The following is a 25,297-nucleotide window of genomic DNA, read 5'->3' as shown; positions in this document are numbered from 1 at the left end:
GTGTTGTCGGAGGAGCCGACCATAATGGAATGCCTCGTCGACTCCACCTGGAGGTACCGTGTCCGGTTTCCGTTCCCTGAGCTCCGGGCTCCGTGCGCTGCAGCCCGCGGGCTTCGGCGCGGACCCGAGCGGTGAGCGTCTCGCGCGCATCCGCAGATCACCGCACTTCAAGGACGGGGTCTTCCAGAATCCCGGAGGCACCGCCCGGACCCGGCCCTCCGGCTCCACGATGGACTTCGCGAAGGTCTTCTTCGACAAGGACGAGCGGCCCCGGCGCGCCCCCAAGGGCACGGTGCCCGTGCATCCCACCACGCTCGCCGACATCGCGAAGCCGCCGGCCACCGGACTGCGGCTGACCTGGATGGGGCACTCCAGCGTGCTCGCCGAGATCGACGGACAGCGGGTGCTCTTCGACCCCGTGTGGGGCGAGCGCTGCTCCCCGTTCTCCTTCGTCGGACCCAAGCGGCTGCACCCGGTGCCGCTGCCGATCGCCGCGCTCGGCCCGGTCGACGTCGTCGTCATCTCGCACGACCACTACGACCACCTTGACCTGCCCACCATCAAGGCACTGGCCGACACGGACACGCTGTTCGCCGTCCCCCTCGGCGTCGGCGCCCACCTCGAACACTGGGGCGTCTCCGCCGACCGGCTGCGCGAGCTGGACTGGCACGAGGCGACCAAGGTCGGCGGCCTCACCCTGACCGCCACCCCGGCCCGCCACTTCTGCGGCCGCGGTCTGCGCAACACCCAGCACACCCTGTGGGCCTCCTGGTCCATCGCCGGGGACGAGCACCGGATCTTCCACAGCGGCGACACCGGCTATTTCGAGGGCTTCAAGGACATCGGCGCCGAGCACGGACCCTTCGACGCCACGATGATCCAGATCGGCGCCTACTCCGACTTCTGGCCGGACATCCACATGACGCCCGAAGAGGGCATGCGCGCCCACCTCGACCTGCAGGGCGGCGAGCCGCACGGCGTGATGATGCCGATCCACTGGGCCACCTTCAACCTGGCCACGCACCCCTGGGCGGAGCCCGGCGAGGGCACGGTCGCGGCCGCCCGCGCCACGGGCTCCCGCATCGCCCTGCCCCGCCCGGGAGAGCCCTTCGAGCCCACCGCGGAGACGGTTCCGTCCGAACCGTGGTGGCGGGCTGTCGCCCAGGCCCCGGCCGGCGGCTGGCCGACGGCGGACGTGCTGACGAAGGCGGCGATCAAGACGACCGCCGACTCCGGCGCCGAGACCCAGGCCGAAGCCGACGGCAAGTCCGCGGAGGGCACAGGGGAGCCCGAGCCGGTATCGGCGGGCTGACCTCGACGGGGCGGCCGTGACCCGACCCGGCATGCCGGGAGAGGATCCCGGCATGAGTCATCAGCAGACGGTGACGGTCGGGGTCGACCTGGCGGCGAGTGCACGGCGTACCGCCGTGTGCCGCGTGCTGTGGGCAGCCGACGGCGCCGTGACGACCGAGTTCGTCGTACCGGAAGGGGACGAGGACCTGCTGGCGCTGGTCCGGGCCGCCGACAAGACCGGCCTCGACTGTCCGCTCGGCTGGCCGTCGAGCTTCGTGGCCACGGTCCTCGCCCACCACCAGGGCCTACGGCTGCCGCCGCAGGCCCGGTTCCAGGAGCGCACGGACGGCCGCCCCGGCCTGGACGCGCTGCGGTTCCGGCTGACCGACGACCTCACCTGGAAGGCGACCTCGATGCGCCCTCCGCTGTCGGTGTCCACCGATCTGCTGGGCGTCGTGGCGTTGCGTGCGGCCCGTCTCCTGGACGCGCTCGCGACGACGGGCACCCCTGTGCCCCGGGACGGGTCGGGCCAGGTCGCCGAGGTGTACCCGGCCGCCGCGCTGCGGCGGTGGGGCATCCGCCCGGCCCGCAGCTACAAGAGCGCCACGCCCGAAGCGCGCGAGGTCCGCGAGCACATTCTTCTCGCGGTCGAGGAAGGCCTGGAACTGGCCCTGCCCGAGCCCGTGCGTTCCATGTGCGCCGACAGCCACGACCATCTCGACGCCCTGCTCTGCGCTCTGGTCGCGAGGGCCGTCCTGGTCGGGGACACCCGGTGGCCGCGCACCGCGGACGAGCGTGCCGCCGCCCGGCAGGAGGGCTGGATCCACCTGCCGGGCGGGGACCTGGCCGCCCTTCGCTGAAGACACCGCCGACCGGAGTGGGCGGAGCCGGCGTCTCAGCCCTGTGCGGGCCCGTCCACGTTGAACGTGGACTGCCCCGTCCCCGCCCTCGTGACAATGATGTCGGCAGGCTCCGCCGAGGGGTTGCTCTCCCGGTGCACGACGCCCTTCGGTACGTGGACGAAGTCGCCGGGACCGGCATCGACCGTGCGCGAGCCGTCCGGGCCGAACTCCATCCTGAGGGCCCCGGTGAGGACGTAGATCACCGACTCGTGCTCGCCGTGGTGATGCCAGCCGGAGACCGTCCCGGGTTCGGTGCGGACGAATCCCGACCACATTCCGTCGGTGGCGAACGCCTCCTGCCGGTCCATTCCCGCTGTTGCGGGCCCGGGCCGTCGGTCGCCGGGACGGGCGACGGCCACCTCGTCGCGTGGAAGCTCCATGAAGGCTCCTTCGGCTCGGGCCGTCGAACGGCGGCCTGTCTCCTCACCCAGGCTAGCCAGGCGCCCCACCACCAGAGCGGAACCCTTCGGCGAACCATGGTGTGATGGCGCCGTGAGCCGCGCCGCAGAAGAAACGAACCGCCGCATGCTGCGGGCCCGGGACGCGATGGACCGCGCCTACGCCCAGCCGCTGGACGTGCCCGCCCTGGCCCGGATCGCCCATGTCTCCCCGGCGCATTTCGCCCGCACCTTCCGCGCCACGTTCGGCGAGACACCGCACCGCTATCTGCAGCGCCGCCGCGTCGAGCGCGCGATGTTCCTGCTGCGGGAGACGGACCGCAGCGTCACGGACATCTGCTTCGAGGTCGGCTTCGGCAGCCCGGGCACCTTCAGCCGCACCTTCCGCGACGTCGTCGGCCGCTCGCCCAGGGAGTACCGCAAACAGGCCGTCGCCCTGGACGTCCCCACCTGTTTCACGATGGCGTGGATGCGGCCGAGCGCCTGACGGCCCCGTCCTCCTTGTGCTCGTCCTTGTGCTCGTTCTTCGGTGGACAGAGCAGTTTTGGATAAGTTTTCGCGGTGCCGGGCTCGTAGCGTGATGCACATGTTCACAGCAATCACGCACTCGCAGATCTACGTCCTCGACCAGGACGAGGCCCTCGACTTCTACGTCGGCAAGCTCGGCCTGGAGGTCAACACCGACGCCGACCTCGGCTTCATGCGCTGGCTCACCGTCAACGTCCCCGGCCAGCCGGACCGCGAGGTCCTGCTGGAGCGGCCCGGCCCGCCGCGGCTGTCCGAGGAGACCGCGGAACAGGTCCGCGAGCTGCTGACCAAGGGCGCGACGGGCGGCTTCCTCATCTTCCGGACCGAGGACTGCCGCAAGACCTACGAGACCCTCAAGGCCAAGGGCGTCGAGTTCACGGAGGAGCCCACCGAGCGGCCGTACGGAATCGACTGCGGTCTGAGGGACCCGTTCGGCAACAGCATCAGGTTCACCCAGCCGAAGGCTTAGTTCAATACACTGAGTGACGTTCGGGGGATGACTTCTGGAGGCGTGTGAGCGTCCCGAAACGGTCCCGGCGGGTTGTCGGGCGGACAGAAAAGGGCATTCGGTGAGGGCCGGGGAGCAGTCGCTCCCCGGCCCTCACCGTTTCCTGGCGACTGCTTCTGACCAGCTCTGATCGATTCTTTATTGATCAGGATCATGTGCCCGCTGGGTTTATCGGTCTGTCGTACGAAGTCTCATACCAGAGCGGGACGCTCGCCGGGGGACTTTGTCAACTGCCCACCGCACATGATGCGTTGGCGACTACTGTGAGTGTCCATCGGGCAACGCATGCCCGAACCGCGCAGCACGCGCCCCAGGCACCGACGGATCAGTACGACGAGGACACCGATGTCTCACCTTCGCGCACCGGCCGCCCGCGCAGACCGCCGCGAGGGCGGGCGGCACGGACGGCCGGTTGCCCGTCCCGTACCCTCGCTGCCCGAGACGCACATACGGCCCCAGCTGCTGCGGCTCGCCGTGCTGCCGCCGATCGCGGTCGCCCTGAGCGCGAGCGCGGCCGTCCTGTTCACCGTCCGCACCACCGGAGCACGGCCCAGCCTCACCCTGTGGGGCGTGCTGGCCGGCGCCGCCGCGGTGGCCCTCGCGGGGATCCTGATCGCCTCCGTGGCCGCCGACCGTGCCGCCCGGTCGGTGACCGACCGCCTCGGCGCCCTGCGCCGCATCAGCGGCCGCGGCGAGGCCGATCTGCGCGGCCTCGTCGAGTCGCTGCGCCGCGGCGACACCCCGCCCCCGCGCAAGCCGCGCAGCTCTCCCGCGGACGATGCCGACGACTTCGAGCTGCTCGCCGCCGACCTGACCCGCGCGCACGACGGCGCCGTCACCGCCGTCGTGCAGGCCGCCCAGCTCTCCAGCCAGGCGGGCAGCGAACAGAAGCTCGAGGTCTTCGTCAACCTCGCCCGGCGCCTGCAGTCGCTGGTGCACCGGGAGATCTCGATCCTCGACGAGCTGGAGAACGAGATCGAGGACCCCGACCTGCTCAAGGGCCTCTTCCACGTCGACCACCTCGCCACCCGGATCCGCCGGCACGCCGAGAACCTCGCCGTCCTCGGCGGCGCCGTCTCCCGCCGGCAGTGGAGCAACCCCGTCTCCATGACCGAGGTGCTGCGCTCCGCCATCGCCGAGGTCGAGCAGTACTCCCGGGTCAAGCTGGTGCCCCCCATCGACGGCACCCTGCGCGGCCACGCCGTCGCCGACGTCATCCACCTGCTGGCCGAACTCGTCGAGAACGCCACGGTGTTCTCCGCACCGCACACGCAGGTCCTGCTGCGCGCCAACCTCGTCACCTCGGGACTCGCCGTCGAGGTGGAGGACCGTGGCCTCGGCATGCCGGTCGCCGAGCAGAAGAAGATGAACGCCCTGCTCGCCGACCCGGACCAGGTCAATGTGGCGAGCCTGCTCGCGGACGGCCGCATCGGACTGTTCGTCGTCTCGCAGCTCGCGCGGCGGCACGGCATCAACGTCCGGCTGCAGACCAACATCTACGGCGGAGTGCAGGCCGTTCTCGTCGTACCGCAGGGGCTGCTGGGTTCGACGCCGGGTGTGCCCGGGGGTGCAGCGCAGCCGCACGGTGCCACAGGCGTGATGGGGATGCCCGAGCCGTCCGTACCGCCGCGGTCCCAGCCGCAGGCGCCGCCCGGGCCCCGACCCGAGACCGTCGGGCCTCGCGTCGCGCCCCCGCCGCCCGCGCAGTCCACGGCCGCCGCGGCGAACGCCGGCCCGCTCAACGACAGCACGCAGAGCGGCAGCGGACCCGGACCGCTCCCGGTGCGCGGCGCCCATGAGGAGCGGGCCAATCCCGCGGAGGCTCTGCCCGGCATCCGGCCCGACGACCGGCGGCTGGTCGCGGAGAACGCGGCCACGCCGCCCACGCCCCGCACCGGCACCGTCCGCGGCACCATGGGCAAGCCCCAACTGCCGCGCCGCCGCGCCCAGGAGCACATCGCACCCCAGCTGCGGGACGGCCCGGCGCCACGCCTGGAGTCCGAGTACGTTGCCGGCCACGACCCGGGCCTGATGGCCGCCTTCCAGCGCGGCATCGGCCTGGCGGAGGCCCAGCAGAACCTCGAGTCGGAGCGCGCCGAGTACGCGGAACACTCGGACTACACGGGGGCCGCACACACAGCGTCGACCGCGCACCTGGAGCCGGACCACATGGCTTCGGCACACATGGAGTCGGCGCACATGGCTTCGGCACACATGGAGTCTGCCTACATGGCCGCCGAGCCCATGGAGCAGGCGCCGCGCATCGAGTCGCGTCCGCTCACCGACCCGGCTCACACAGAGGCCGCGTCCATCCTCCCGAGCTCGCCCCTGGACGTTCTCCGCACGGACGTCACCGCCACCACTCCGCCGCCGTCCGTGGACGTATCGCACATGGACCCGGCCCACATAGCCGAGGCACGCCCCGTGTCCGCGCGCGGCACCGACCATCCCACCCGGCACGACGGGAGCGCACCAGCCGGATGACCACCCCTGTCCCCACCCCCGTTACCGCCCCCACCGCTCCCGCAGACCTTCGTACCCCAAGGAGTCGATCCACCATGGCGAGCGATGCGCCGACCGGCCATGTATCCGATCTCGACTGGCTGATGAGCGGCCTCGTGCAGCGCGTACCCCACACGACCAGTGCGGTACTCCTCTCCTGCGACGGGCTTGTGAAGTCGGTCCACGGCCTCGACCCGGACAGCGCCGACCACATGGCCGCCCTGGCCTCCGGCCTGTACTCCCTCGGCCGCAGCGCCGGGGTCCGCTTCGGCGACGGCGGCGACGTCCGCCAGGTCGTCGTCGAACTCGACTCGACCCTGCTGTTCGTGACCACCGCCGGCTCCGGCACCTGTCTCGCCGTACTGGCCGGCCGCGAGGCCGACGCGGCGGTGCTCGGCTACGAGATGGCGATGCTGGTCAAGAGCGTCCGTCCCTACCTCGTCACCGCGCCCCGGCAGCACGCCGTCGAACCCACGGCGATGAGGCCTTGAGCGTGGCGGCGGTCGGCGACGGGCCCTGGCTCGACGACGCGGCCGGTCGGCTGGTGCGCCCCTTCACGGTCAGCAACGGACGCACCCGGCCCACCATCGCGCTCGACCTCCTGTCGCATGTGATGGCCACCGGAGCCACCCCCCTCGGCTACCTCGGCCCTGAACACGCGCAGGCGCTCGACCTGTGCCGGGCGCCCGTCTCGGTCGCCGAGGTCGCCGCCCAGCTGAAGCTGCCGGCGGTGGTCACCAAGGTGCTGCTGTCGGACCTCGTCGACTGCGGGGCGCTCACCACCAAGCCACCCGAGTTCCACCACAACCCGACTGACCGGGCCCTTCTGGAGGCAGTGCTCGATGGACTACGACGACAGCTCTGACCCCTTCCCCACCGCACTGAAGATCCTGGTGGCGGGCGGGTTCGGAGTAGGCAAGACGACCTTCGTGGGCGCGGTCAGCGAGATCGCGCCGCTCAGCACGGAGGAACTGCTCACCACGGTCAGCGCCGCGACCGACTCTCTCGAAGGGATCGAGAACAAGGTCGAGACGACGGTGGCCATGGACTTCGGCCGGATAACGCTCGACCCGGAACATGTGCTGTATCTGTTCGGCACGCCCGGGCAGCAGCGGTTCTGGTTCATGTGGGACGAGCTCTCCGAGGGCGCGCTCGGCGCGGTCATCCTCGCCGACACCCGCCGTCTGGAGGAGTGCTTCGCAGCGGTCGACTTCTTCGAGCAGCGCGGCCTCGGCTTCATCGTCGCGATCAACGAGTTCGACGGCTCGTACCGCTATGACCCCGAGGAGGTCCGCGCCGCCATCGACCTCGACCCGGCGATCCCCGTCGTGCGCTGCGACGCCCGGATCTCCAGCTCAGGAGTGCAGACCCTGCTCACCCTCGTACGGCACCTCATCGCCCACGCGCCGGCGCACGCGCCGAGCCACGGCGCCCACATGTGATCCCCGCACACCGCCACGGAGCCCGTATATGCCCTGCGTCCACAGTGACGGAGCCCGCCCATGAGGTACGACCCGTCGCGCCCGGCCGGTCGTCTGCTGCTCACCCCCGAGGACAAGGAGGCCCCCGCCCGGGCCCGGCGCCTCGGTCAACTGGGCCTCGCAGAACACCCGGACCCCGCCCTCGACGCCTACGCGGACCACCTCGCCGAGCTCACCGGGGCGCCGTACGCCATGGTCAACTTCATCGACGAGAACCGGCAGTTCTTCGCGGGCCTGCATCTCTCGGACGTCCCCCGGCCCGTGGTGAAGGCGGACGGCACCACTCCCGTCCTGGGCCGCGAACTGGCCCGCGACCACGGCTTCTGCCCGCATGTGGTGGTCCGGCGCAAGGCGCTGGTCCTGGAGGACGTCTGCGACTACCCGCGGTTCGCGGGCAATCCGGTGGTCGACGAGTTCGGCATCCGCTCCTACCTGGGCGCACCGCTGATCGACAGTACGGGAATGGTGCTCGGCACCGTGTGTGTCGTCGACGTGGAGCCACGGCCCTGGGGCAGGCCCGGCCTGGACACCATCAAGGCGATGGCGGCCGACCTGGTCGCCCGCCTGGAGCGACGGGAGGCGGACGGGCTCCCGCTGCTGTGACGGCGGGCACGGTCAGTCGCCGGCCGACCGGTCCAGATCCTCGGTGCCGCACGCCCGCTCATCGAGGGTCGCGGCTACACGGCGCTGGGAGTGGCCGAGATCTGCAAGGCGGCCGGGTGCCGAAGGGCAGCACTGGGGACGGCCCAACAGCGCGACTGGGCGCGCGCTGTGGGCGGCGACGCGGAACCCCTGCAGCGGCTGCGGCACCGTGTCGGGCTGTCTGTTCGGCAAACTCACCCTGGAGCTGAGCAACCGGGCCGAGGCCGTCCGCGGCGGGCGAAGTCCGACGGTACGGCAGCGCCCCCGAGGGGCGCGGGGAACTGCGCGACCAGCCACAACGTGCCCGCAGACGATCTACGGCCAATATCGGCGCAACCCGCGGAGCGACTAGTAGCCGCGCCACACGTTGTCGAACGCGGAGTCCTCGATCGCCTTCCGCTGCCGTACGGCCTCCAGCTCCATCACCGCGTCGCCGACGGCGGCCAGCACGGTCGTGACCGCCTCACCGGAGAGGTCGTCCTGGTCCTCGGCCTGTTCTTCGTGGATCCCCGCGGCAGCAGCAAGGGCGGCGAGGACCGGCTCGCCCGAAGCCCAGCGCTCCTCGGCCTGCCGCCGGGCCGGCGAGTCGACCAGCTCCGCCCGCACGGTCCGCAGCGGAATCCGGCGCCCGCGCGGCCGGGCGGTCAGCCCCACCCGCTCCAGGTCGTCGACATAGGCCGAGGACAGCCCGCGGCCCCGGCGCCACAGCCACTCCTCGACCGACTCGTACGGCTCCTGCCGTACGAGGGAGGAGACGGCCTCGTCCAGCAGGCGGTCGCCGGTGGGTGACGGGGCGCTGGGGAGGATGCGGTCGCCGTCCAGGGCGAGCGCCAGGGCCTCGACGAGGTCGAGCACCTCGGCTCCCGCGAGCGCGAGCGACAACTCGCCCTGCTGGACCTGACGGCTTGGCGCCGCATCCAGGGCGACGATCGCGAGGTCCCGTGCGGTGTTCATCGGCTGCTCCACGTCAGTTGACCGAGTGCGGGGCGAAAGCGTCGGGGCCGGCCTCAAGGCCTGTCCGGCGGATCATGCCGACGTCGCGGGGTTGGGTGCGTGCATCTGGGGCGTTGTCGTCGGTTGCCGACGCTCCGCGTCGCCGCCCTCCTCCGCCTTGCAGCTGCACGCACCGAACCCCGCTTGGACGGCTGCAAAGCGAGGTTACCTACAGCCGCCCTGATCCGCCGGACAGGCACTGAGCAAGCCGGGCGTCCTCGGTCGATTCTCGCTGTCGCGGCGGCGCTGTGTGTCGTACTACGACCATGTGGTGCGGGAAGCCGATCCGCAGCACGGCGGCGGCCGCGGCCGCGGCGCGGACCACGAGGGTGGCCAGGAGCAGTGCCCGGTGGTAGCCGTGGTGCAGCAGCGGGGCGACGGCGAGCGGGCCGGGATCGGGCCGACGGAGTATCCGGCGGTCATCAGGGCGACCGAGCGGGGGAAGCGCAGGTGGGCCCGCTCGTCAGGAACTCTCATAGACACGGCAACACGAGCCCCGGCCCACTCCCTCCCCTCGGCGCCGACCGGCTGCGGCCGGTGTCAACGCCCGGGCGCGCCCGCCGGCCCGCCGTATCGGCGGTGCCTGGTGGCCACGCTCGTACGACCTGGCGGCCGAACTGCCGCCCCCTTTCGGGCGGGTTGACTTGTACCTGCGAAGGAATCAGGACCGTTGGGAGGTGGAGGCGACCGGCTCATGGTCCGGGCGGTGGAGCGCGGCGCCTGAAGGCGCCCGCTCCGGCACGCGCGGGGTGTCGCGCATCCCGGGAGTACGGTGGAGGAACCGAGGATGTCACGCGCATCGGCTCCGTCGCCGGTGCCGTCCCCGGCGAGCGACGATGCCGGGGTGGATGCGTCCGGCCCCGGAGCAGGGACCGCGTCATGGCCGCGCACGCGCCGGAGCCGACGCCGGGCAGGGAACGGGGCTCGTCCCCCTGGGAAGGTGCAGTGCTCCGCCCGCTGACCCGATGCCAGGTCGACGACCGTCTGCAGGAGCTGGGCGACGTGTACACGCACACCTCGGACGGTGGCGAGGCGGCCCGCGCCCGCTTCCTGCGACGGCTGGCGACCGCCGTACAACGGCCCGGCTTCGCCCTGGTGCTCGCCGGGAACACCCACCCGACGGGACTGGCCTACGGATTCCCCGTACGGGGCGAGGGCACCCCGGGGGAGGGACTCGGCGCGTACCTGCCGATGGGCCTGTTCCGCCTCGCCGCCGCGGGGCGGCTCTTCGCCATCCCCGAGATCGTCGTCCCGCCCGAGGTGTGCCGGCAGTACCAGGGCCGCGACTGGAACCTCGCCCGGCGCCTCCAGAAGCAGCTGCTCCGCGACCACGGCGCGGCCCTCGGTGTCACGCTCGTGTGCCGTGGGGACACCGCGACGCTGGAGGCCCTGCGTTCCTGGGGCTGGCGGTGCCTCCCGGGTGGGTTCGGGGTGCACCCGCCAGCCTCGCGCAGGGCCCTGGTGCTCAGCCCATGACGCCGGTCAGTCCCACTCTGCGGCCGTTGCCTGCCAGGGCGCCGGCCGCTGCACGGGCGGGGCGGGCGGGGCGTCGTGGCAGGTGAAGCCGAGCTGGGTCAGCGCCCTGCGGACCTCGCCCACGGTGAAGTCGCGGCGGTTCTGTCTGGTGATCACTTCCCCGACCTGCATGACCGGGTAGACGCGACGGCCGATGGTCACGGACACCCCGGTGACGGGTTCCGGCTTGATGCCCTGCATCGACTGCTCCACCTCGAACTTGGTGAAGTCGAAGGGAAAACGGGCGATGACGCAGCGCATGATGCCTCCACAGGGTTGAGAGGGAGATGCCGGACCAGCCCGGCCCGACGCCGTGCGGTAGGTCAGGGGATGAGAGCGAGGACGCCCAGGGCGTAGCCGTGTTCGCCGACCACGGGTGAGGCGCGCAGCGTGCGCACCTGCATGGCGGCCTCCTCGGCGCCGAGGGCGGCGGCGGACGAGGTGAACGGCCCCCGGTCGTACGGGATGTCCCGCAGTCGGGTGCGGTCGTGGTAGCACGCGTCGCCGCGGTGGCCGGAGAGCTGAGCCCTGGTGACCAGACCTGCGCACCGGCCGTCCGCGTCCCGCAGGTGCGGGACGCGGGCGCCGATGAGGACGGAGAGGGCCACGTCGACCGTCATGTGCTCGTCGACCTGGGGTCCGGGGACATCCATGGCGTCCCGGGCCGTCAGGCCGGTGTCGGCGGTCTCAGCATCCCTACGGGGCCAACGAGTTCGATCCGGCGTCAATGGCTTCTCCTCTACGACGGGTTTCCGTCGGGGCGGGCGGTCATGACGACCGGATGGTTCATCCGAACGCCGATGGGCGTTGTGCGTCCGTGCTCGGCGGGAACCTGGGGCGCGGGACGGCCCGCCCGGCCAGGTCCGGCGGGGCAGATCGAGGTCGTCGAAAGTGTCAACAGCCGACAGCGGCGGGGCGACGGCTTTCGGCAGCGTGAGTTTCTTGCGGAATACGGCGGAATGGTTCTTGCGAACATTCGGTCCGACCTCAGATGGACGGGAAGGGGCTTCGGCTCCCCGTTTTGTCCCAATGGATTAGCGGAATCCGGAACCCTTGCCGATCTGGAGTTGCCGCGATGATCGCCCCTCCGAAAAGAACCGGAAAGCTTCGGAAACAAGAAAGGGTGCTCATCGACGCAAAGTCGTAAGAGCACCCGGGATTTCTGATGTCTCTGGTAACCAAAACTGCAACATCTGGCACGTTACCACAGATCGAGGAGCGGAGCTCATGTATTCGCGCCATCGGTTCCAATTCATGCCATTGGTCCTGTGGGTTCGCAGTGGCCGCAGAAGATTTCCGATCAGCTCTGCGCCGCGTCAAGTCAAGCTTCAAATTGCCGCCGGGCGGACTCGATGTGCTGGAAGTACCGGTAGGTCCACTCGCACATCCCGTCGACCGTCGCCCGCAGGCCGTGGCCCGCTTCGGTGAGGGTGTACTCGACGCGGGGCGGGACGGTGGGGTGGACGGTCCGCACGAGCAGGCCGTTGCGCTCCAGCATCCGCAGATTCTGGGTGAGCATCTTGTGGCTGATGCCCTCGACCCGGCCGCGCAGCTCGCTGAAGCGCAGCGTGCCCTCTCCCAGCATTTCGATGATCAACAGCGCCCACTTGTTGGCGACGTCGGAGAAGATCTCCCGCCCCAGGGAGTCGGCGCGCCGTAGGTCGGCGTCCTCGGCCGAGCCGCTGAACTGCTTGGTCACCATCCGGTTCCCCAGTCACTGAAAAGTGCGTTCTTCCATGTCAATACAGACTCTCCTACCGTTCCTGAGTAACCACAAGAGACCGCGAGCCGGTTTGACGAACAGCGGCTCACAGGAGCCCGCGCAAGGAGACGGACACCATGGCAATCGTGCTGAAGGACCCCGACGGACTGCCGAAGATCGACGTCTACCGGCAGGTGGCGATCGCTTCCGGTTCGAAATTGGTCTTCGTCGCCGGGCAGGTCGCCTGGGACGCGGAAGGGGCCACCGTCGGCGAGGGCGACCTCGCCGCGCAGGTCGAGCAGTGCTACCTCAACATCGCCACCGCCCTGGCGGAGGCCGGCGGTTCCTTCGACGACGTCGCGAAGCTGACCTTCCATGTCGTCGACTGGACCGCCGACAAGCTGCCCCCGCTCCTGGAGGGAATTACCCGGGCGGCTGCGAAGCTGGGGATCACTCCGGTGCCGCCGACCACGCTGATCGGCGTCGCGGCGCTGGACATCCCCGAGCACCTGGTCGAGATCGAAGCCACCGCAGTCCTCGACTGAGCATGTACCACTGAGCACCGAAGCAACCAGCCGCTGCACTCGGTTCCTTGGCTGGGCGGCGGAGGCCCCGGCCAATACCCGGCAGGGCGCCGCACCCGGGACAAAACCACGCGCTCGGTTCCATGTCGGTCAGGGCGAAGTCCATCTGGTGGAGGACTTCCAGGCACAGCAGTAGCAGTCCGTAGGGCCTGGTCGGCTGATCACGTACACGTACACCGCCTCGGGCGGCAGGCGTCCGTCGATCAGGCGGGAGTACGCGTGCAGCTGCTCGCGCAGGGAGGCGGGCAGCTCGTCCAGGGCCGGCGCCGGGAACGGCCGGGTGTTCCGCATCGCGATGAGCATGTCGAGGGGCAGGTGTGCGGCGGGCGGGGCGGGTGTGAAGCGGAGCTGCGGCGCGGGTTAAGAAAACCTCGATGGACCGCGGGTGGCGTCGTACGGCAGATTGCTACGCGATTCCACCCCTCTCCCCGGATACGGGCGCCTTCGGCGTGCCCGGACCCGGGGGCGCACCCACAGGAGCCGCGTTGAAGGCGCTGGTCAAGGAGAAGGCTGAGCCCGGGCTGTGGCTCGCGGACGTGCCGGAGCCGGCCGTCGGACCCGGCGACGTACTGATCAAGGTGCTGCGCACCGGCATCTGCGGCACCGATCTGCACATCCGGGCCTGGGACGGCTGGGCGCAGCAGGCCATCCGTACGCCGCTGGTGGTCGGGCACGAGTTCGTCGGCGAGGTCGTGGAGACCGGGCGCGATGTCGCGGACGTCAGTGCCGGTGACCGGGTGAGCGGCGAGGGGCACCTGGTCTGCGGCAAGTGCCGCAACTGCCTGGCCGGGCGGCGGCACCTGTGCCGGGCCACGGTCGGGCTCGGCGTCGGGCGGGACGGGGCCTTCGCGGAGTACGTCACGCTGCCCGCCGCCAATGTGTGGGTGCACCGGGCGCCGGTGGACCTCGACGTCGCCGCGATCTTCGACCCGTTCGGGAACGCCGTGCACACGGCCCTCTCCTTTCCGCTGGTCGGCGAGGACGTGCTCATCACGGGGGCCGGCCCGATCGGCCTGATGGCCGCCGCGGTGGCACGGCACGCGGGCGCCCGCAACGTCGTGATCACCGACGTCAGCGAGGAGCGGCTGGAGCTGGCGAGGAAGATCGGTGTGAGCCTCGCGCTGAACGTGGCGGAGTCGGAAATCGCTGACGGACAGCGGGAGTTGGGGCTGCGCGAGGGCTTCGACATCGGCTTGGAGATGTCCGGCCGCCCCGAGGCCATGCGCGACATGATCGCAAACATGACGCACGGCGGCCGTATCGCCATGCTCGGCCTGCCCGCCCAGGAGTTCCCGGTCGACTGGGCCCGCATCGTCACCTCGATGATCACCGTCAAGGGCATCTACGGCCGGGAGATGTTCGAGACCTGGTACGCGATGTCCGTGCTGCTGGAAGCCGGCCTCGACCTGTCACCCGTGATCACCGGCCGGTACGGCCACGGCGACTTCGAGGCGGCGTTCGCCGACGCGGCGAGCGGCCGTGGCGGCAAGGTCATCCTCGACTGGACCGTGTAACTCCCTTCACCCGTCAGCACTTTCAGGAGCTTCCCCATGTTCGACTCCGTGCGCGACGACCTGCGCGCCACCCTGGACGAGATCCGCGCCGCCGGCCTGCACAAGCCCGAGCGCGTGATCGGCACCCCGCAGTCCGCGACCGTGAACGTCACCGCGGGCGGCCGCCCCGGCGAGGTCCTCAACTTCTGCGCCAACAACTACCTCGGCCTCGCCGACCACCCCGAGGTCGTCGAGGCCGCGCACCAGGCCCTGGACCGCTGGGGCTACGGCATGGCGTCGGTCCGCTTCATCTGCGGCACCCAGGAGGTGCACAAGGAGCTGGAAGCGCGGTTGTCCGCGTTTCTCGGCCAGGAGGACACGATCCTGTACTCCTCCTGCTTCGACGCCAACGGCGGTGTCTTCGAGACGCTGCTGGGCCCCGAGGACGCCGTCATCTCCGACGCCCTGAACCACGCGTCGATCATCGACGGCATCCGCCTGTCCAAGGCCCGCCGCTTCCGTTACGCCAACCGTGATCTGGCCGACCTGGAACGGCAGTTGAAGGATGCGTCCGACGCCCGGCGCCGCCTGATCGTCACCGACGGCGTCTTCTCCATGGACGGCTATGTGGCACCGCTGCGCGAGATCTGCGACCTCGCCGACCGCTATGACGCCATGGTCATGGTCGACGACTCCCATGCCGTCGGCTTCGTCGGCCCCGGCGGCCGCGGCACCCCCGAACTGCACGGCGTCATGGACCGCGTCGACATCATCACGGGCACCCTCGGCAAGGCGCTCGGCGGCGCGTCCGGCGGCTACGTCGCGGCCCGCGCCGAGATCGTCGCGCTCCTGCGCCAGCGCTCGCGGCCGTACCTCTTCTCCAACACCCTCGCCCCTGTGATCGCCGCAGCCTCCCTGAAGGTCCTCGACCTCCTCGAGTCGGCCGACGACCTGCGCATCCGCCTCACCGAGAACACCGCGCTGTTCCGCCGGCGGATGACCGAGGAGGGCTTCGAGATCCTCCCCGGCGACCACGCCATCGCACCCGTGATGATCGGCGACGCGACCAGGGCGGGCCGCCTGGCGGAGCTGCTGCTGGAGCGGGGCGTGTACGTGATCGGCTTCTCGTACCCCGTGGTGCCGCAGGGCCAGGCCCGCATCCGCGTGCAGCTCTCCGCCGCGCACTCGACGGACGACGTCAACCGGGCCGTGGACGCCTTCGTGGCGGCACGGGCGGAACTGGAGGCCTGATCCGGCCGTCCCGGACATATTGAGATAATCGATCTCATGATCGAAGCGCGGCGGCTCCACATCCTCCGTGCGGTGGCAGACCACCGCACGGTGACGGCGGCTGCCGCCGCGCTGTACCTCACCCCCTCCGCCGTCTCCCAGCAGCTGACGGCGCTGGAACAGGAGACGGGACACCGCCTGGTCGAGCGCAGCGCCAAGGGCGTACGGCTCACGCCGGCCGGCGAGATCCTGCTCAGCCACACCAACGCGGTTCTCGCCCAGCTGGAGCGGGCGGAGGCCGAGCTCGCCGCATACGGCTCAGGCGCTGCCGGCACGGTCACCGTCGCCTCCTTCGCGACCGGCATCGCCTTGGTCGTGGCGCCGGCCGTGGCGCGCCTCGCCTCCTCCGCGCCCGGCATCCGCATCCGCGTCCAGGACGCCGAGGGTGACGCCAGCCTGCCGATGGTCCTGGACCGTCAGGTCGACGTCGCGGTGGCGGTCGAGTACCGAGGGGCGCCGTCGGCCGACGACCCGCGCCTGACGCACGTACCGCTGTACGCCGAACCCTTCGATGCGGTCGTCCCGGTGAGTCACCGGCTGGCCGAGGCCGCCGAGATCCCGCTGGCCGACCTGGCCAAGGACTCGTGGATCGGCCCGTACCCCGGCAACCCCTGCCACGAAGTGGTCGTGCTGGCCTGCGAGAGCGCCGGATTCCAGCCGCGCCTGGAACACTCCTCGGACGACTTCCGGGCCGTCGTCGCGCTTGCCTCGGCGGACGCGGGCGTGGCCCTCGTACCACGCTCTGCGCTGCGCGGGATGGACCTCACGGGCGTGGTCGTGCGGCCGGTGGACGGGGTCGCACCCACTCGCCGGGTCTTCGCGGCAGTACGCCGGGGTGCCGAGGAGCACCCGCTGATCCGGCCGGTGCTGGAGGCACTCGACGAGGCGGCGCGGATATAGAGACTCGGCCGCCGGCCGCATCCGGTCTGGATTGTCATGCATGCGGCAGTGTTTTTTTCAGTGGATGGAGTGACAGAAGCCACGGCGCCGATCGTCTCTGATTCGGGATAGCATCCCGAATATGAAACAGGACGTTGCTCAGACCGGGCCCGACCCGGTCGACGCCCGGCTCGGTACCCGGCTGGCCGAGCTGCGGGCCGAACGGGGCTGGTCGCTGGGGGAGTTGGCGGAGCGCAGCGGGGTCAGCCGGTCGACTCTCTCCCGTGCCGAACGGGCCGAGATCAGCCCCACCGCCTCGCTTCTGAACCGACTGTGCGGTGTGTACGGGCGGACCATGTCCCAGCTGCTCAGCGAGGTGGAGGCAGAGCCCGCGCTGCTGGTACCGGCCGCCGAGCAGCAGGTCTGGGAGGACCGGGCCTCCGGGTTCGTACGACGATCCGTGTCGCCGCCGCACGCGGGGCTGCGCGGCGAACTCGTCGAGGGACGGCTGACCGCGGGCGCGGACATCGCGTACGACCGGCCGCCCGTGCCGGGTCTCGAACAGCACATCTGGGTGCTGGAAGGAGCACTCAAGGTGACGGCACAGGAGATGGAGCACCACCTCGGCACCGGGGACTGTCTGCGGCTTCGGGTATGGGGGCCGACGCGGTTCCGGTGCACGGGACCGGACGATGTGCGGTACGTCCTGGCGGTGGTGCTGCCGTGATCGTGAACCGACTGGACTGCGATGAACTGCACGCGCGTGTGGACGCGTTGGCGGACCTCCTCGTCGACACCGTGGACGGCGGCGCCTCCATCGGCTTTCTCGCACCGCTCGACCGAGCGGCGGCGCTCGCCTGGTGGAAGGAGCGCGCTGCGGCCGTCGCCGCCGGGCAGCTCGCCGTGTGGGCGGCGCGCGACGGGGAGCGAGTGGTGGGCACCGTCAGCCTGGCCTTCCCGGACAAGCCCAACAGCCGCCACCGCGCCGAACTGGTCAAACTGATGGTGCACCGGGACGCCCGGGGACAAGGACTCGGCCGCACACTCCTGACCACCGCCGAGGAGGCGGCCGCCGCGGCCGGTCTCACCCTGCTGCACCTGGACACCGAGACCGACAGCCTCGCCGAGCACCTCTACCGTGCGGCAGGTTGGACCCGGATCGGCGCGATACCGGACTACGCGGCAGCGCCGGACGGCGTGCTGCGGCCGACATCGATCTACTTCAAGAAGCTGGCGCCCACCGACCTCGTGACGTAATCGCCCGACGCTCTCGCCAAACGGTTGCCCCATGCCCTCACCAGGTGATTGTCAGTGGCAGCCGCTACGGTGCGGAGCATGCCGGATGCCGAAGACGTACGCCGTATCTGCCTTGCCCTGCCGGACACGACGGAGAAGATCGCCTGGAGCATGCCCACGTTCCGGGTGGCGGGGAAGATGTTCGCCACGCTGCCCGAGGACGAGACCTCCATCGCCGTGCGCTGCCCCAAGGAGGAGCGCGACGAACTGGTGCTGGCCGAGCCGGGCAAGTTCTGGATCGCCGACCACGAGGCGCAGTTCGCCTGGGTGAGAGCCCGCCTCGCCGCGATCGAGGACGAGGGCGAACTGCGCGACATCCTCGCCGACTCCTGGCGCCAGGCGGCCCCGCCCCGACTGCTGGACGCCTACCCGGAGTTGGGGCTGCCGGAAGCGGACTGAAAACGCTTCGAGCGTTGTCAGTGGTGCGTGGCATGATCCGAAGGCGGGTGTGGGAGCCGGGGCGGAGGGGGCTTCGGCTACCACCGAGCGGTCGGGGCGCGGGGCTTGTGGGGGATCGGGCAGCGGGGAGGGGAGTTGGACGGGGTGACCGGGACGCCATCACAGCCATCGGACCCGGAGGCCGGGGCGGGCGCAGGCGGTCAACAGGGCGGCTCGGAAGGAGCGGTCCGCGGACCGCGTGACATCGTTGCCGAAGCCCGGGTTGCGGGCGGCAAGGCGGCGGGCGGCAAAGGACGACGACAGGGACGACAGGGACGGCAGAGGGATGTGCGGCCAGTGTGGTCGCGGGACTTCGCGCTGTTCTTCGTCGCGCGTGCCATCGCCCGGCTCGGTGACACCATGCTGCCCGTCGCCCTCGCCGCGGGCCTCCTGCAGCACGGGTACGGAGCGGGCGCGGTCGGCCTCGCAATGGCCGCGACCTCCGTCGCCTTCGCCGGCCTCGTGGTCTTCGGCGGGGTGATCGCCGACCGCATCAGTACGCAGAAGCTGATGATCGGCGCCGACCTCGTACGCCTCGGCACACAGTCCCTGGCCGCGGTGCTGTTCTACTCCGGTCACGTGGTGCTCTGGGAAATCTGCGCCATCGGCTTCGTCAACGGCGTCGCGGGCGCCGTGTTCCAGCCCGGCGTCGCCAGCACGGTGCCCCGGCTAGCCTCCGACATCCAGGGCGCGAACGGCGCCATACGCATCGCCGAGTCCGCGGCCCAGCTCGCGGGCCCCGCGCTCGCAGGCGTCCTGGTGGGCTTCGCCTCACCCGGCGGTGTCTTCGCGGCCCATGCGGCCACATACGCGGTCAGCGCCCTGTGCCTCCTCCTGCTCCGTCTGCCCCCGCTCGCTCCCGGCACCAGCGCGACGGGGCACGGCGGCGGCAGCGCCTTCCGGGCCGATCTGATCGAAGGATGGCGGGAGTTCAGAGCCCGGACCTGGCTGTGGGCCGTGATCGCCGTCTGGTGCGTGTACATGATCGCCGTCTGGGGCCCTTCCGTCCCGCTGGTCGCAGCGGAGGTCGTGCAGCAGCACGGTCCGCGCGCCTACGGCCTGGTCAACTCCGCCCTCGGCGCCGGCACCGTCATCGGGGGCCTCCTCGCCCTGCGCCTGCGCCCCCGCCGCATGCTGCGCGCCGGCGCCATCTCCCTGTTCGCCTTCGCGGGCTTCCCGGCGACCGTCGGTGCCGGCTTCGGCGTACCCGCCATGGCGGCGGGAGCGGCTGCCGCCGGGGCCGGGATGTCCTTCTGGGGCGTGATGTGGGCGACCAGCGTCCAGACCCAGGTCCCGCCCGACGTCCTCAACCGCATCCACGCGTACGACGTCGCCGGCTCCCTCGCGATGATGCCGGTCGGCCAGGCCCTCGCCGGCCCCGCCGCCACGGCCGTCGGCGCCGACCACGTCCTCCTCGCCGCCGGAGCGATGAGCTTCGCCATCCCGATCTCCCTCCTGTCGGTACCGGCGATACGCAACCTGATACGCGCCGACGCACTGACGGGGCGTTCGGGCACGGAAGCGACAGACCGGCGGCCGCGCTCGAAGGCGAGGGGCTGACTGCGGACTCCCCCTGCTTGGCTCGCTTTCTCCGGATACGCGCCGACGCACCGGCGCCGGCACGGGTGCGGCAGACGGGCGGTCGCGCCCGGAGATGACGGGCTGACGGTGGACATCCACCTACTGGGCTCGCTCTCTCCTACACGCGACACGCCAAGCCGCCACGCGCCAAAGGCCCTGGCTCACCGCCATCGCTCCTGGCTCACCCGCCGGCGCCCCGCCTCACCCGACCTGCGCCGCCACCCGCCCGCCAGATACAAACCCGCCGATCCGCTCCCGCAGTGACCGGGCGTCCAGGCCGTGTGCGGCCACATGCTCCTCGATGCGGCCGTACCGGCGAAGCTCACGGCGGCCCACGCCGAGTCCGAGTACGCGGTGGGGCAGGTCGGAGAGCGCGTCGTTCGCGGCGGTCGTCGACGTGCCCGCCAGACAGGGCTCCACGAGGACGACATCAGTCCCGGCCGTCTCCGTTGCCCGGCGCAGTGCGGTTGAGTCAAAGGGCCGTACGGTCGTCGCGTACAGCACGGTCATATCGAGCCCCTCCGTCGCGGCGAGCACGGCGTCCAGCATCGGTCCGACGGCGACGACAACACCGGAGCGACCTTCGCGGACGGTGAGGAAACGCCCGCCGTCGACCGGAAGCCCCTCCGTGTTCGCCTGCACGGACAGCCGCACGTACACCTTGTCGTCGCCCGCTGCGACCGCATGCCGTAGCAGCGTCTCGGCCTCGTCGGGATGCCCGGGCACGTGCACGGTCCAGCCGTCCAGGGTGTCGAGGAGAGCTACGTCGCCGGGAGCCATGTGCGTGTATCCACCGGCCGGCCAGTCGAAGGACCCGGCGGCACTGACCAGCACCGCGCCCACGTCCTGATGCCCGAGGTCCAGCTTGACCTGCTCGAAGGGCCGCTCGACGAGGAAGCCGGCGAAGGTGTGGACGACGGGTCGCAGCCCGGTCAGCGCCAGCCCCGCACCGGCCCCGATCAGCAGCTGCTCGCGGATGCCGACGTTGAGGACCCGGTCCGGATGTCGCCGCCGTGCCTCGGCGAAACCGTCCTTGCCGATCTCGGCGAGGACGACCGCGACCCGGGGGTTCTCGTCGAGCAGCCGTGAGACGACGGGGGCGAAACGGTCACGCATGGTGTCCATGGAAGGTCTGGCCTTTCTCGTGGTGGAGGAAGTACCGCAGGAGGCAGCGGGTCTCAGGCGCTCTTCGGCTCCACCCGGGCCACGACGACATGCGGGCGGCCCGGATGCGGAGCGGTGAAGGCAGCGTGGAGTGCTTCGTGATCGCGGCCGTCGACCGTGACCGCGGACCAGCCCGCCGCCTGGAACCGCGCGACGATGCCGCCGGGCCGGGCATGGCTGGCGGAGGAGTTGTCGACCACGACGGTGTGCAGTTGCTCGAGCCCGGCGGGCCCCGCGAAGGCGATCGCCTCGTGATTGCTGCCCTCGTCCAGCTCGGCGTCCCCGATCAGCACCCAGACCCGCGGCTCGCGCAACCCCTGGGCACGCAGCCCCAGCGCCGTACCCACGCCCATCGGCAGCCCGTGCCCCAACGACCCACTGCCGATCTCCGCCCCCGGTACCAGCACACGGTCCGGGTGGTGCCCCAGCGGAGAGTCGTACGAGCCGAACCCCGGCAGCCAGTCCACGGGCACAAAGCCCTTGGCGGCGAGCACCGCGTAGTACGCCATCGGGCCGTGCCCCTTCGACAGCAGGAAACGGTCCCGCCCCGGGTCGCCCACCCGCTCCGGCCCCACCGCCAGCACCCGGTCGTACAGCACCCACAGCACGTCGAGCGTGGACGTCGCCGCCGGGCCGTGCTTCTCGTCGCCCGTCATCAGCCCCATGAGCCTGGGCAGGTCCTCGTACGCGTACGTACGCCGCTGTTCCTCGGTGATCGTCATGCGGACGATCGTGCAACCTCAACCGAACTTCAGGTCAAGCGTCGTCGACTGCTCCTCGTCGGCCGCGCACAAAAGCCATGCGCGACCATCGACCCGAGTGCGGTATGGTTTCCATGCACGTTCGGCCGGGGGAAACCCCAGGTCAGACGGGCACCGGGACGTGGCGCAGCTTGGTAGCGCACTTGACTGGGGGTCAAGGGGTCGCAGGTTCAAATCCTGTCGTCCCGACCAGCTTTGATGCAGGTCGGAGGCCGTTCTCTCGTTTGCGGGAGGGCGGCTTTTCGTGTTCCTGGAGGGCTGGTGGTCGCGTGGTGAGCGCAGCTGCTTCGGCCGGGCCGGTCGGCGTTGAACCCTCCTGCTTCGCCCGCCAGGAACGTCCGCAGCGCGTCTCGGCGCCGTCGTGGCTGGTGAAGCCACCACGCCGGACGGTCGCGGTGCGGCGCCGGAAGGATCACGGATCGCTGGTGGCGGCCTTGTACAGGTCGGCCGCCTGGCTGCCCAGCGTCACGCTGTAGGACACGTCGTCGGTGTCGCCGCCCTGGTCGTAGCCGCCGAGGATGCCGACGACCTGGCCGTCGTCGTTGATCCAGGGGCTGCCGCTGGTGCCCTGGGTGAAGGCGGGGCAGTCGATGCGCTGCTGGGTGCTGCCGTATGAGGTCGGCTTGTTGGTGCAGCTGATGGGCGCCTCGCGGGAGTCGGGGTAGCCGACGACGGTCACGGCGGTGGCGCCCGTGGCCGTGCCGGGCGTGAACCGGTTTGCCCCGACGACGTCCTCGATCGCCCTGCCGTCCTGCTCGTCGACGGTGGCGAAGGCCAGATCACTGTCCTCGTCCTGGTCCTCGGTCCATCCGTCGGGCAGATAGCGGTGCCCCAGCTTCCAAACTCCGTACGGCGCGTGCCCGTCCCGGTAGCCCGGCACGAACACCAGGTCGGTATCGGTGTCGCTCACGCAGTGCGCGGCGGTGACCACGAGGTCGCGCTGAGGGCTGTGCACGACCGAGGCCGTGCAGAGGTGTCCGCCGGCCAGGTCGTCGGCCCGGTCCGCGTCGAACAGTGCGCCGATCCGCGCCGTCTGACGAGTGGCGACGACGTCGACGGTGGCCCCCAGGGCCTGTGTCGGCGGTCGCGCCTGCCCCGCGGGGCCCGCTTTCCCGGCGGACGACGGGACTTCCGACGCAGGCCCCGAGGGCCTGTGCCCGATCTCCGCGGCCGCCACGGACGAGGCCAGGGTGAACATCATCACGACGCCGAGCAACGCGTGACGCGAGGTGACCAAGATGCGTGAGATGCGCTCCATCGGTGATCACTCTGTCTCACGAAGGTGAGGGCAAGCGCTCGACTTAGCTGAGATTTTCCTGTGAAACCCTTACGGACACCGGACTTCGCAACGTCACCGAGGTGCCCTCGCTTGACGTGGCGGATGCCGGCGCGCAGTCGTAGACACGGAACGTCTGGTGGGGCACACGTGTGCAGTGGCCGTGTACCCAGTGCGCGGCGGCGCGGCCCGGGGCGGTCGGTACGCCGCCGAGGACGACGTAGCGCAGCCGGCCGGTGGCGATCAGGTTGCGGAACTCGGCGTTGGTGGGCGTCGGTGCGGCGCCGGTGAAGCCGCCCATGGGGAGCACCTTGGCGCCCGCGAAGAGGATGTAGGGGGAGGCCGAGCGCCAACTGGTCGTGGCGAAGACGAACGTGGCATGGCCCTGGTGGGCCTTCATGAAGGCAAGGAAGCGCTGCTGTTCGCGGGTGAGTGCCGTCCGGTAGCCGTACCTCACTGTGTGCGTGTACGGCTCGTGCGTCGTGGCGCGGGTCCTGGCCCGGTCGTGCCGGTGGTGGTGCCAGGTGGAGACCGGTCCGGCCGCGCCCATGCCCGAGTGGCCGTACTTCGGGTCCAGGACCGTTGACGCCCAGGCGGCGGACGGCAGCAGCATGCCCACGATGACCGCACCGATGCCCAGTACCGCGATCCGGGAGGGCGCCCGTCGGCCGGTGGTGCGTGACAGTGCGAGCAGCAGCAGCCCTCCGGTCCCCGCAACGATCGAAGCGGGTGCCAGCCAGGGCAGGAACGAGTACCGCGTCGCGATGAACGCCGACCATGCCACGGTGCTGACAACCGCCGTAGGCAGCGCCCACGAGCGGGTCCGGTCGCCGCGCTGCCACGCCCGCCAGAACTGCACGATGCCGCCGCCGAACAGCGCGGCGAGCGGGACCGCCACCACTCCCATGTAGTACGTGTGGGCGCCGACCGCGCCTGCACTGAAGACCAGGAAATACGTGGTCAGCCACCCGCCCCACAGCAGGAAGCCCGCCCGCAGCGGATCCGTACGGTGCCTGCCGCGCAGCCAGACCAGGCCGCACACCACGGAGAGCGCGGCCACCGGGTAGAGCCAGCCGACCTGGGAGGCGAGCGACGGGCCGAACATCTTGGCCCACAGGGCGGCGGACCGGCCGTCTGCGCCGGAGTGTGCCGGTGCGGCGCCGGCCATGATCGTGGCGGCGACGCTGCCGGTGGACTTGGCGCTGATGCCGAGGCCGGCGAAACGGTTGAGGAAGTTGTATCCGACGACCTGGCTGAATGCCGAGTCGTCGGTCGTGCCGTCGATGAACGGGCGGTCCTGGGCCGGGGTCAGGGCCACCAGGACCATCCAGGACGCCGACGCCGCGATGCACACCGCTGCGGCCGTCACCAGGTGGATCAGCCTGCGGCGCAGCGGCGCCGGGGCCGACAACAGGTAGAGCAGGCCGAGTGCGGGAAGCACCGCCCAGGCTTCCAGCATCTTGGCCTGGAAGCCGAGGCCGACCCACAGCCCGGCCATGAGCAGCGGACGCAGCCGGGCCTCACGGGCGGCGCGCAGCGTGGCGTTCGCGGCCAGCAGGACACACAGGGTGAACGCGGGGTCCTCGACCTCCGTACGGAACATTCCCGCGACCGCGGGAGTCAGTGTGAAGGCGCCGGCGGCGAGGAGTCCCGCGCTCTCCCCAGCCCACCGGCGCACGGCGCGGTGCAGCACGGCGACGGCGAGGACGCCCTCGACGACCTGCGGCAGTGTCAGTGCCCACGGATGGAAGCCGAAGACCCGCGTGGACAGGGCCTGCGGCCAGAGAAAACCCGGGAGCTTGTCGATGGTGATCGTGTTGGCCGGGTCGAACGAGCCGAAGAGGAAGCCCTTCCAGCTCTCCGTCATGCTGCGCGCGGTCTCGGAGTAGAACGAGTGGTAGGTGCTGTGCTGGATGTCCCAGGTGAACAGCACCGTCGCCGCCAGCATGATCGCCCACCAGGCCAGTCTGGCGTCGAACCCCTTCCTGCGCGCAGGCGGCGGGCCACCCGTGCGTTGGACCGGCCTGATGAGCTCTGAGGTGGTGGCCCCCATGGACGAACCTTCCCAAAC

General features: G+C 70.9%; 28 protein-coding genes, 1 tRNA gene and 2 pseudogenes. 20 read left to right on the top strand and 11 right to left on the bottom strand.

Annotated features, from left to right (window positions below; genetic code table 11):
• Positions 1–58 precede the first annotated feature (58 nt).
• Both IH68_RS0117840 and IH68_RS0117835 read left to right on the top strand, forming a co-directional pair.
• Positions 59–1,312 (top strand): MBL fold metallo-hydrolase, encoded by a 1,254-nt coding sequence (locus IH68_RS0117840; RefSeq protein WP_030936158.1) that lies wholly within the window; start codon positions 59–61, stop codon positions 1,310–1,312.
• Positions 1,313–1,364: 52 nt separating this feature from the next.
• A complete protein-coding gene (locus IH68_RS0117835; protein WP_030936156.1) occupies positions 1,365–2,153 on the top strand; it encodes a DUF429 domain-containing protein in 789 nt (262 codons plus the stop codon).
• Between the two features lie 35 nt (positions 2,154–2,188).
• On the opposite strand, the gene IH68_RS0117830 is transcribed toward IH68_RS0117835, so the two are convergent.
• Positions 2,189–2,575: a cupin domain-containing protein gene (locus tag IH68_RS0117830; protein WP_030936154.1), complete on the bottom strand. Its 387-nt coding sequence runs from the start codon at positions 2,573–2,575 to the stop codon at positions 2,189–2,191.
• Between the two features lie 112 nt (positions 2,576–2,687).
• On the opposite strand from IH68_RS0117830, the gene IH68_RS0117825 reads away from it, so the two are divergent.
• The 8 genes and pseudogenes from IH68_RS0117825 to IH68_RS53190 form a co-directional block, all read left to right on the top strand.
• Positions 2,688–3,080 carry a helix-turn-helix domain-containing protein gene (locus tag IH68_RS0117825; RefSeq protein WP_030936151.1) on the top strand — a complete coding sequence of 131 codons (393 nt, stop codon included), beginning with the start codon at positions 2,688–2,690 and terminating at the stop codon, positions 3,078–3,080.
• A gap of 99 nt (positions 3,081–3,179) precedes the next feature.
• A complete protein-coding gene (locus tag IH68_RS0117820; RefSeq protein ID WP_030936149.1) occupies positions 3,180–3,590 on the top strand; it encodes a VOC family protein in 411 nt (136 codons plus the stop codon).
• Positions 3,591–3,974: 384 nt separating this feature from the next.
• Entirely contained in the window at positions 3,975–6,113 is a 2,139-nt protein-coding gene (locus IH68_RS0117815; protein WP_030936147.1) for a sensor histidine kinase, read from the top strand.
• Between the two features lie 74 nt (positions 6,114–6,187).
• Complete coding sequence (locus IH68_RS0117810) at positions 6,188–6,622, top strand: roadblock/LC7 domain-containing protein (protein ID WP_030936144.1); 435 nt, start codon at positions 6,188–6,190, stop codon at positions 6,620–6,622.
• Between the two features lie 2 nt (positions 6,623–6,624).
• The gene (locus IH68_RS0117805) at positions 6,625–6,996 is read left to right on the top strand and encodes a DUF742 domain-containing protein (protein WP_030936141.1); all 372 of its coding nucleotides are present in this window, start codon (positions 6,625–6,627) and stop codon (positions 6,994–6,996) included.
• Entirely contained in the window at positions 6,974–7,573 is a 600-nt protein-coding gene (locus IH68_RS0117800; RefSeq protein WP_030936139.1) for a GTP-binding protein, read from the top strand. Before IH68_RS0117805 ends, IH68_RS0117800 begins: the two co-directional genes overlap by 23 nt.
• Before the next feature lie 60 nt (positions 7,574–7,633).
• Positions 7,634–8,215 carry a GAF domain-containing protein gene (locus tag IH68_RS0117795; protein WP_030936136.1) on the top strand — a complete coding sequence of 194 codons (582 nt, stop codon included), beginning with the start codon at positions 7,634–7,636 and terminating at the stop codon, positions 8,213–8,215.
• Between the two features lie 90 nt (positions 8,216–8,305).
• Positions 8,306–8,486: pseudogene (locus IH68_RS53190) on the top strand (TetR/AcrR family transcriptional regulator); the annotation flags it as partial.
• Between the two features lie 116 nt (positions 8,487–8,602).
• Here IH68_RS53190 and IH68_RS0117790 read toward each other — a convergent pair.
• Both IH68_RS0117790 and IH68_RS58045 read right to left on the bottom strand, forming a co-directional pair.
• Entirely contained in the window at positions 8,603–9,208 is a 606-nt protein-coding gene (locus IH68_RS0117790) for a GOLPH3/VPS74 family protein (RefSeq protein WP_030936134.1), read from the bottom strand.
• A gap of 208 nt (positions 9,209–9,416) precedes the next feature.
• A pseudogene (locus IH68_RS58045) lies at positions 9,417–9,703 on the bottom strand (MFS transporter); the annotation flags it as partial.
• A 423-nt stretch (positions 9,704–10,126) separates the two neighbouring features.
• Here IH68_RS58045 and IH68_RS49870 point away from each other — a divergent pair.
• Entirely contained in the window at positions 10,127–10,723 is a 597-nt protein-coding gene (locus IH68_RS49870; RefSeq protein ID WP_159403689.1) for a hypothetical protein, read from the top strand.
• Between the two features lie 6 nt (positions 10,724–10,729).
• Here IH68_RS49870 and IH68_RS0117780 read toward each other — a convergent pair whose 3' ends face one another.
• The 3 genes from IH68_RS0117780 to IH68_RS0117770 form a co-directional block, all read right to left on the bottom strand.
• A complete protein-coding gene (locus IH68_RS0117780; RefSeq protein WP_030936129.1) occupies positions 10,730–11,023 on the bottom strand; it encodes an SCO5918 family protein in 294 nt (97 codons plus the stop codon).
• Positions 11,024–11,085: 62 nt separating this feature from the next.
• On the bottom strand, positions 11,086–11,415 hold the full coding sequence (locus tag IH68_RS0117775; RefSeq protein WP_030936126.1) for a CBS domain-containing protein: 330 nt from the start codon (positions 11,413–11,415) through the stop codon (positions 11,086–11,088).
• Between the two features lie 668 nt (positions 11,416–12,083).
• On the bottom strand, positions 12,084–12,464 hold the full coding sequence (locus tag IH68_RS0117770) for a winged helix-turn-helix transcriptional regulator (protein WP_030936124.1): 381 nt from the start codon (positions 12,462–12,464) through the stop codon (positions 12,084–12,086).
• A gap of 137 nt (positions 12,465–12,601) precedes the next feature.
• On the opposite strand from IH68_RS0117770, the gene IH68_RS0117765 reads away from it, so the two are divergent.
• The gene (locus IH68_RS0117765; RefSeq protein ID WP_030936122.1) at positions 12,602–13,009 is read left to right on the top strand and encodes a RidA family protein; all 408 of its coding nucleotides are present in this window, start codon (positions 12,602–12,604) and stop codon (positions 13,007–13,009) included.
• Between the two features lie 129 nt (positions 13,010–13,138).
• Here IH68_RS0117765 and IH68_RS0117760 read toward each other — a convergent pair whose 3' ends face one another.
• Entirely contained in the window at positions 13,139–13,339 is a 201-nt protein-coding gene (locus tag IH68_RS0117760) for a hypothetical protein (RefSeq protein WP_159403688.1), read from the bottom strand.
• A gap of 194 nt (positions 13,340–13,533) precedes the next feature.
• On the opposite strand from IH68_RS0117760, the gene tdh reads away from it, so the two are divergent.
• The 7 genes from tdh to IH68_RS0117725 all read left to right on the top strand — a co-directional run bounded on the left by tdh (position 13,534) and on the right by IH68_RS0117725 (position 20,004).
• Positions 13,534–14,562, top strand: coding sequence for an L-threonine 3-dehydrogenase (tdh, locus tag IH68_RS0117755; RefSeq protein ID WP_030936117.1), 1,029 nt, complete (start codon positions 13,534–13,536; stop codon positions 14,560–14,562).
• 36 nt (positions 14,563–14,598) lie between these two features.
• Complete coding sequence (locus tag IH68_RS0117750; RefSeq protein WP_030936114.1) at positions 14,599–15,792, top strand: glycine C-acetyltransferase; 1,194 nt, start codon at positions 14,599–14,601, stop codon at positions 15,790–15,792.
• 36 nt (positions 15,793–15,828) lie between these two features.
• Entirely contained in the window at positions 15,829–16,731 is a 903-nt protein-coding gene (locus tag IH68_RS0117745) for a LysR family transcriptional regulator (protein ID WP_030936111.1), read from the top strand.
• A 121-nt stretch (positions 16,732–16,852) separates the two neighbouring features.
• Positions 16,853–17,437: a helix-turn-helix domain-containing protein gene (locus tag IH68_RS0117740; RefSeq protein ID WP_030936108.1), complete on the top strand. Its 585-nt coding sequence runs from the start codon at positions 16,853–16,855 to the stop codon at positions 17,435–17,437.
• Positions 17,434–17,967, top strand: a complete 534-nt coding sequence (locus IH68_RS0117735) for a GNAT family N-acetyltransferase (protein ID WP_030936106.1) — start codon at positions 17,434–17,436, stop codon at positions 17,965–17,967. Before IH68_RS0117740 ends, IH68_RS0117735 begins: the two co-directional genes overlap by 4 nt.
• 78 nt (positions 17,968–18,045) lie before the next feature.
• Entirely contained in the window at positions 18,046–18,405 is a 360-nt protein-coding gene (locus IH68_RS0117730; protein ID WP_030936102.1) for an MmcQ/YjbR family DNA-binding protein, read from the top strand.
• A gap of 327 nt (positions 18,406–18,732) precedes the next feature.
• Positions 18,733–20,004, top strand: a complete 1,272-nt coding sequence (locus IH68_RS0117725; RefSeq protein ID WP_051833528.1) for an MFS transporter — start codon at positions 18,733–18,735, stop codon at positions 20,002–20,004.
• A 222-nt stretch (positions 20,005–20,226) separates the two neighbouring features.
• On the opposite strand, the gene IH68_RS0117715 is transcribed toward IH68_RS0117725, so the two are convergent.
• Positions 20,227–21,150 carry a transketolase family protein gene (locus IH68_RS0117715; protein ID WP_030936098.1) on the bottom strand — a complete coding sequence of 308 codons (924 nt, stop codon included), beginning with the start codon at positions 21,148–21,150 and terminating at the stop codon, positions 20,227–20,229.
• Between the two features lie 53 nt (positions 21,151–21,203).
• The gene (locus IH68_RS0117710; RefSeq protein ID WP_030936095.1) at positions 21,204–21,911 is read right to left on the bottom strand and encodes a transketolase; all 708 of its coding nucleotides are present in this window, start codon (positions 21,909–21,911) and stop codon (positions 21,204–21,206) included.
• 154 nt (positions 21,912–22,065) lie between these two features.
• Between IH68_RS0117710 and IH68_RS0117705 the strand changes: the two genes are divergently transcribed.
• Positions 22,066–22,142: transfer RNA gene (locus tag IH68_RS0117705), tRNA-Pro, on the top strand.
• 220 nt (positions 22,143–22,362) lie between these two features.
• Here the strand turns inward: IH68_RS0117705 and IH68_RS0117700 are convergent.
• Together IH68_RS0117700 and IH68_RS0117695 are read right to left on the bottom strand one after the other, a co-directional pair.
• Positions 22,363–23,208 carry a trypsin-like serine peptidase gene (locus IH68_RS0117700; protein WP_030936092.1) on the bottom strand — a complete coding sequence of 282 codons (846 nt, stop codon included), beginning with the start codon at positions 23,206–23,208 and terminating at the stop codon, positions 22,363–22,365.
• Between the two features lie 43 nt (positions 23,209–23,251).
• On the bottom strand, positions 23,252–25,279 hold the full coding sequence (locus tag IH68_RS0117695) for an ArnT family glycosyltransferase (RefSeq protein WP_234341408.1): 2,028 nt from the start codon (positions 25,277–25,279) through the stop codon (positions 23,252–23,254).
• Positions 25,280–25,297 lie beyond the last annotated feature (18 nt).

Source organism: Streptomyces sp. NRRL S-646, from assembly GCF_000720765.1.
GTDB lineage: Bacteria > Actinomycetota > Actinomycetes > Streptomycetales > Streptomycetaceae > Streptomyces.
Note: the sequence above shows the minus strand (reverse complement) of the source record. Positions and strands in the feature narration are given on the sequence as shown.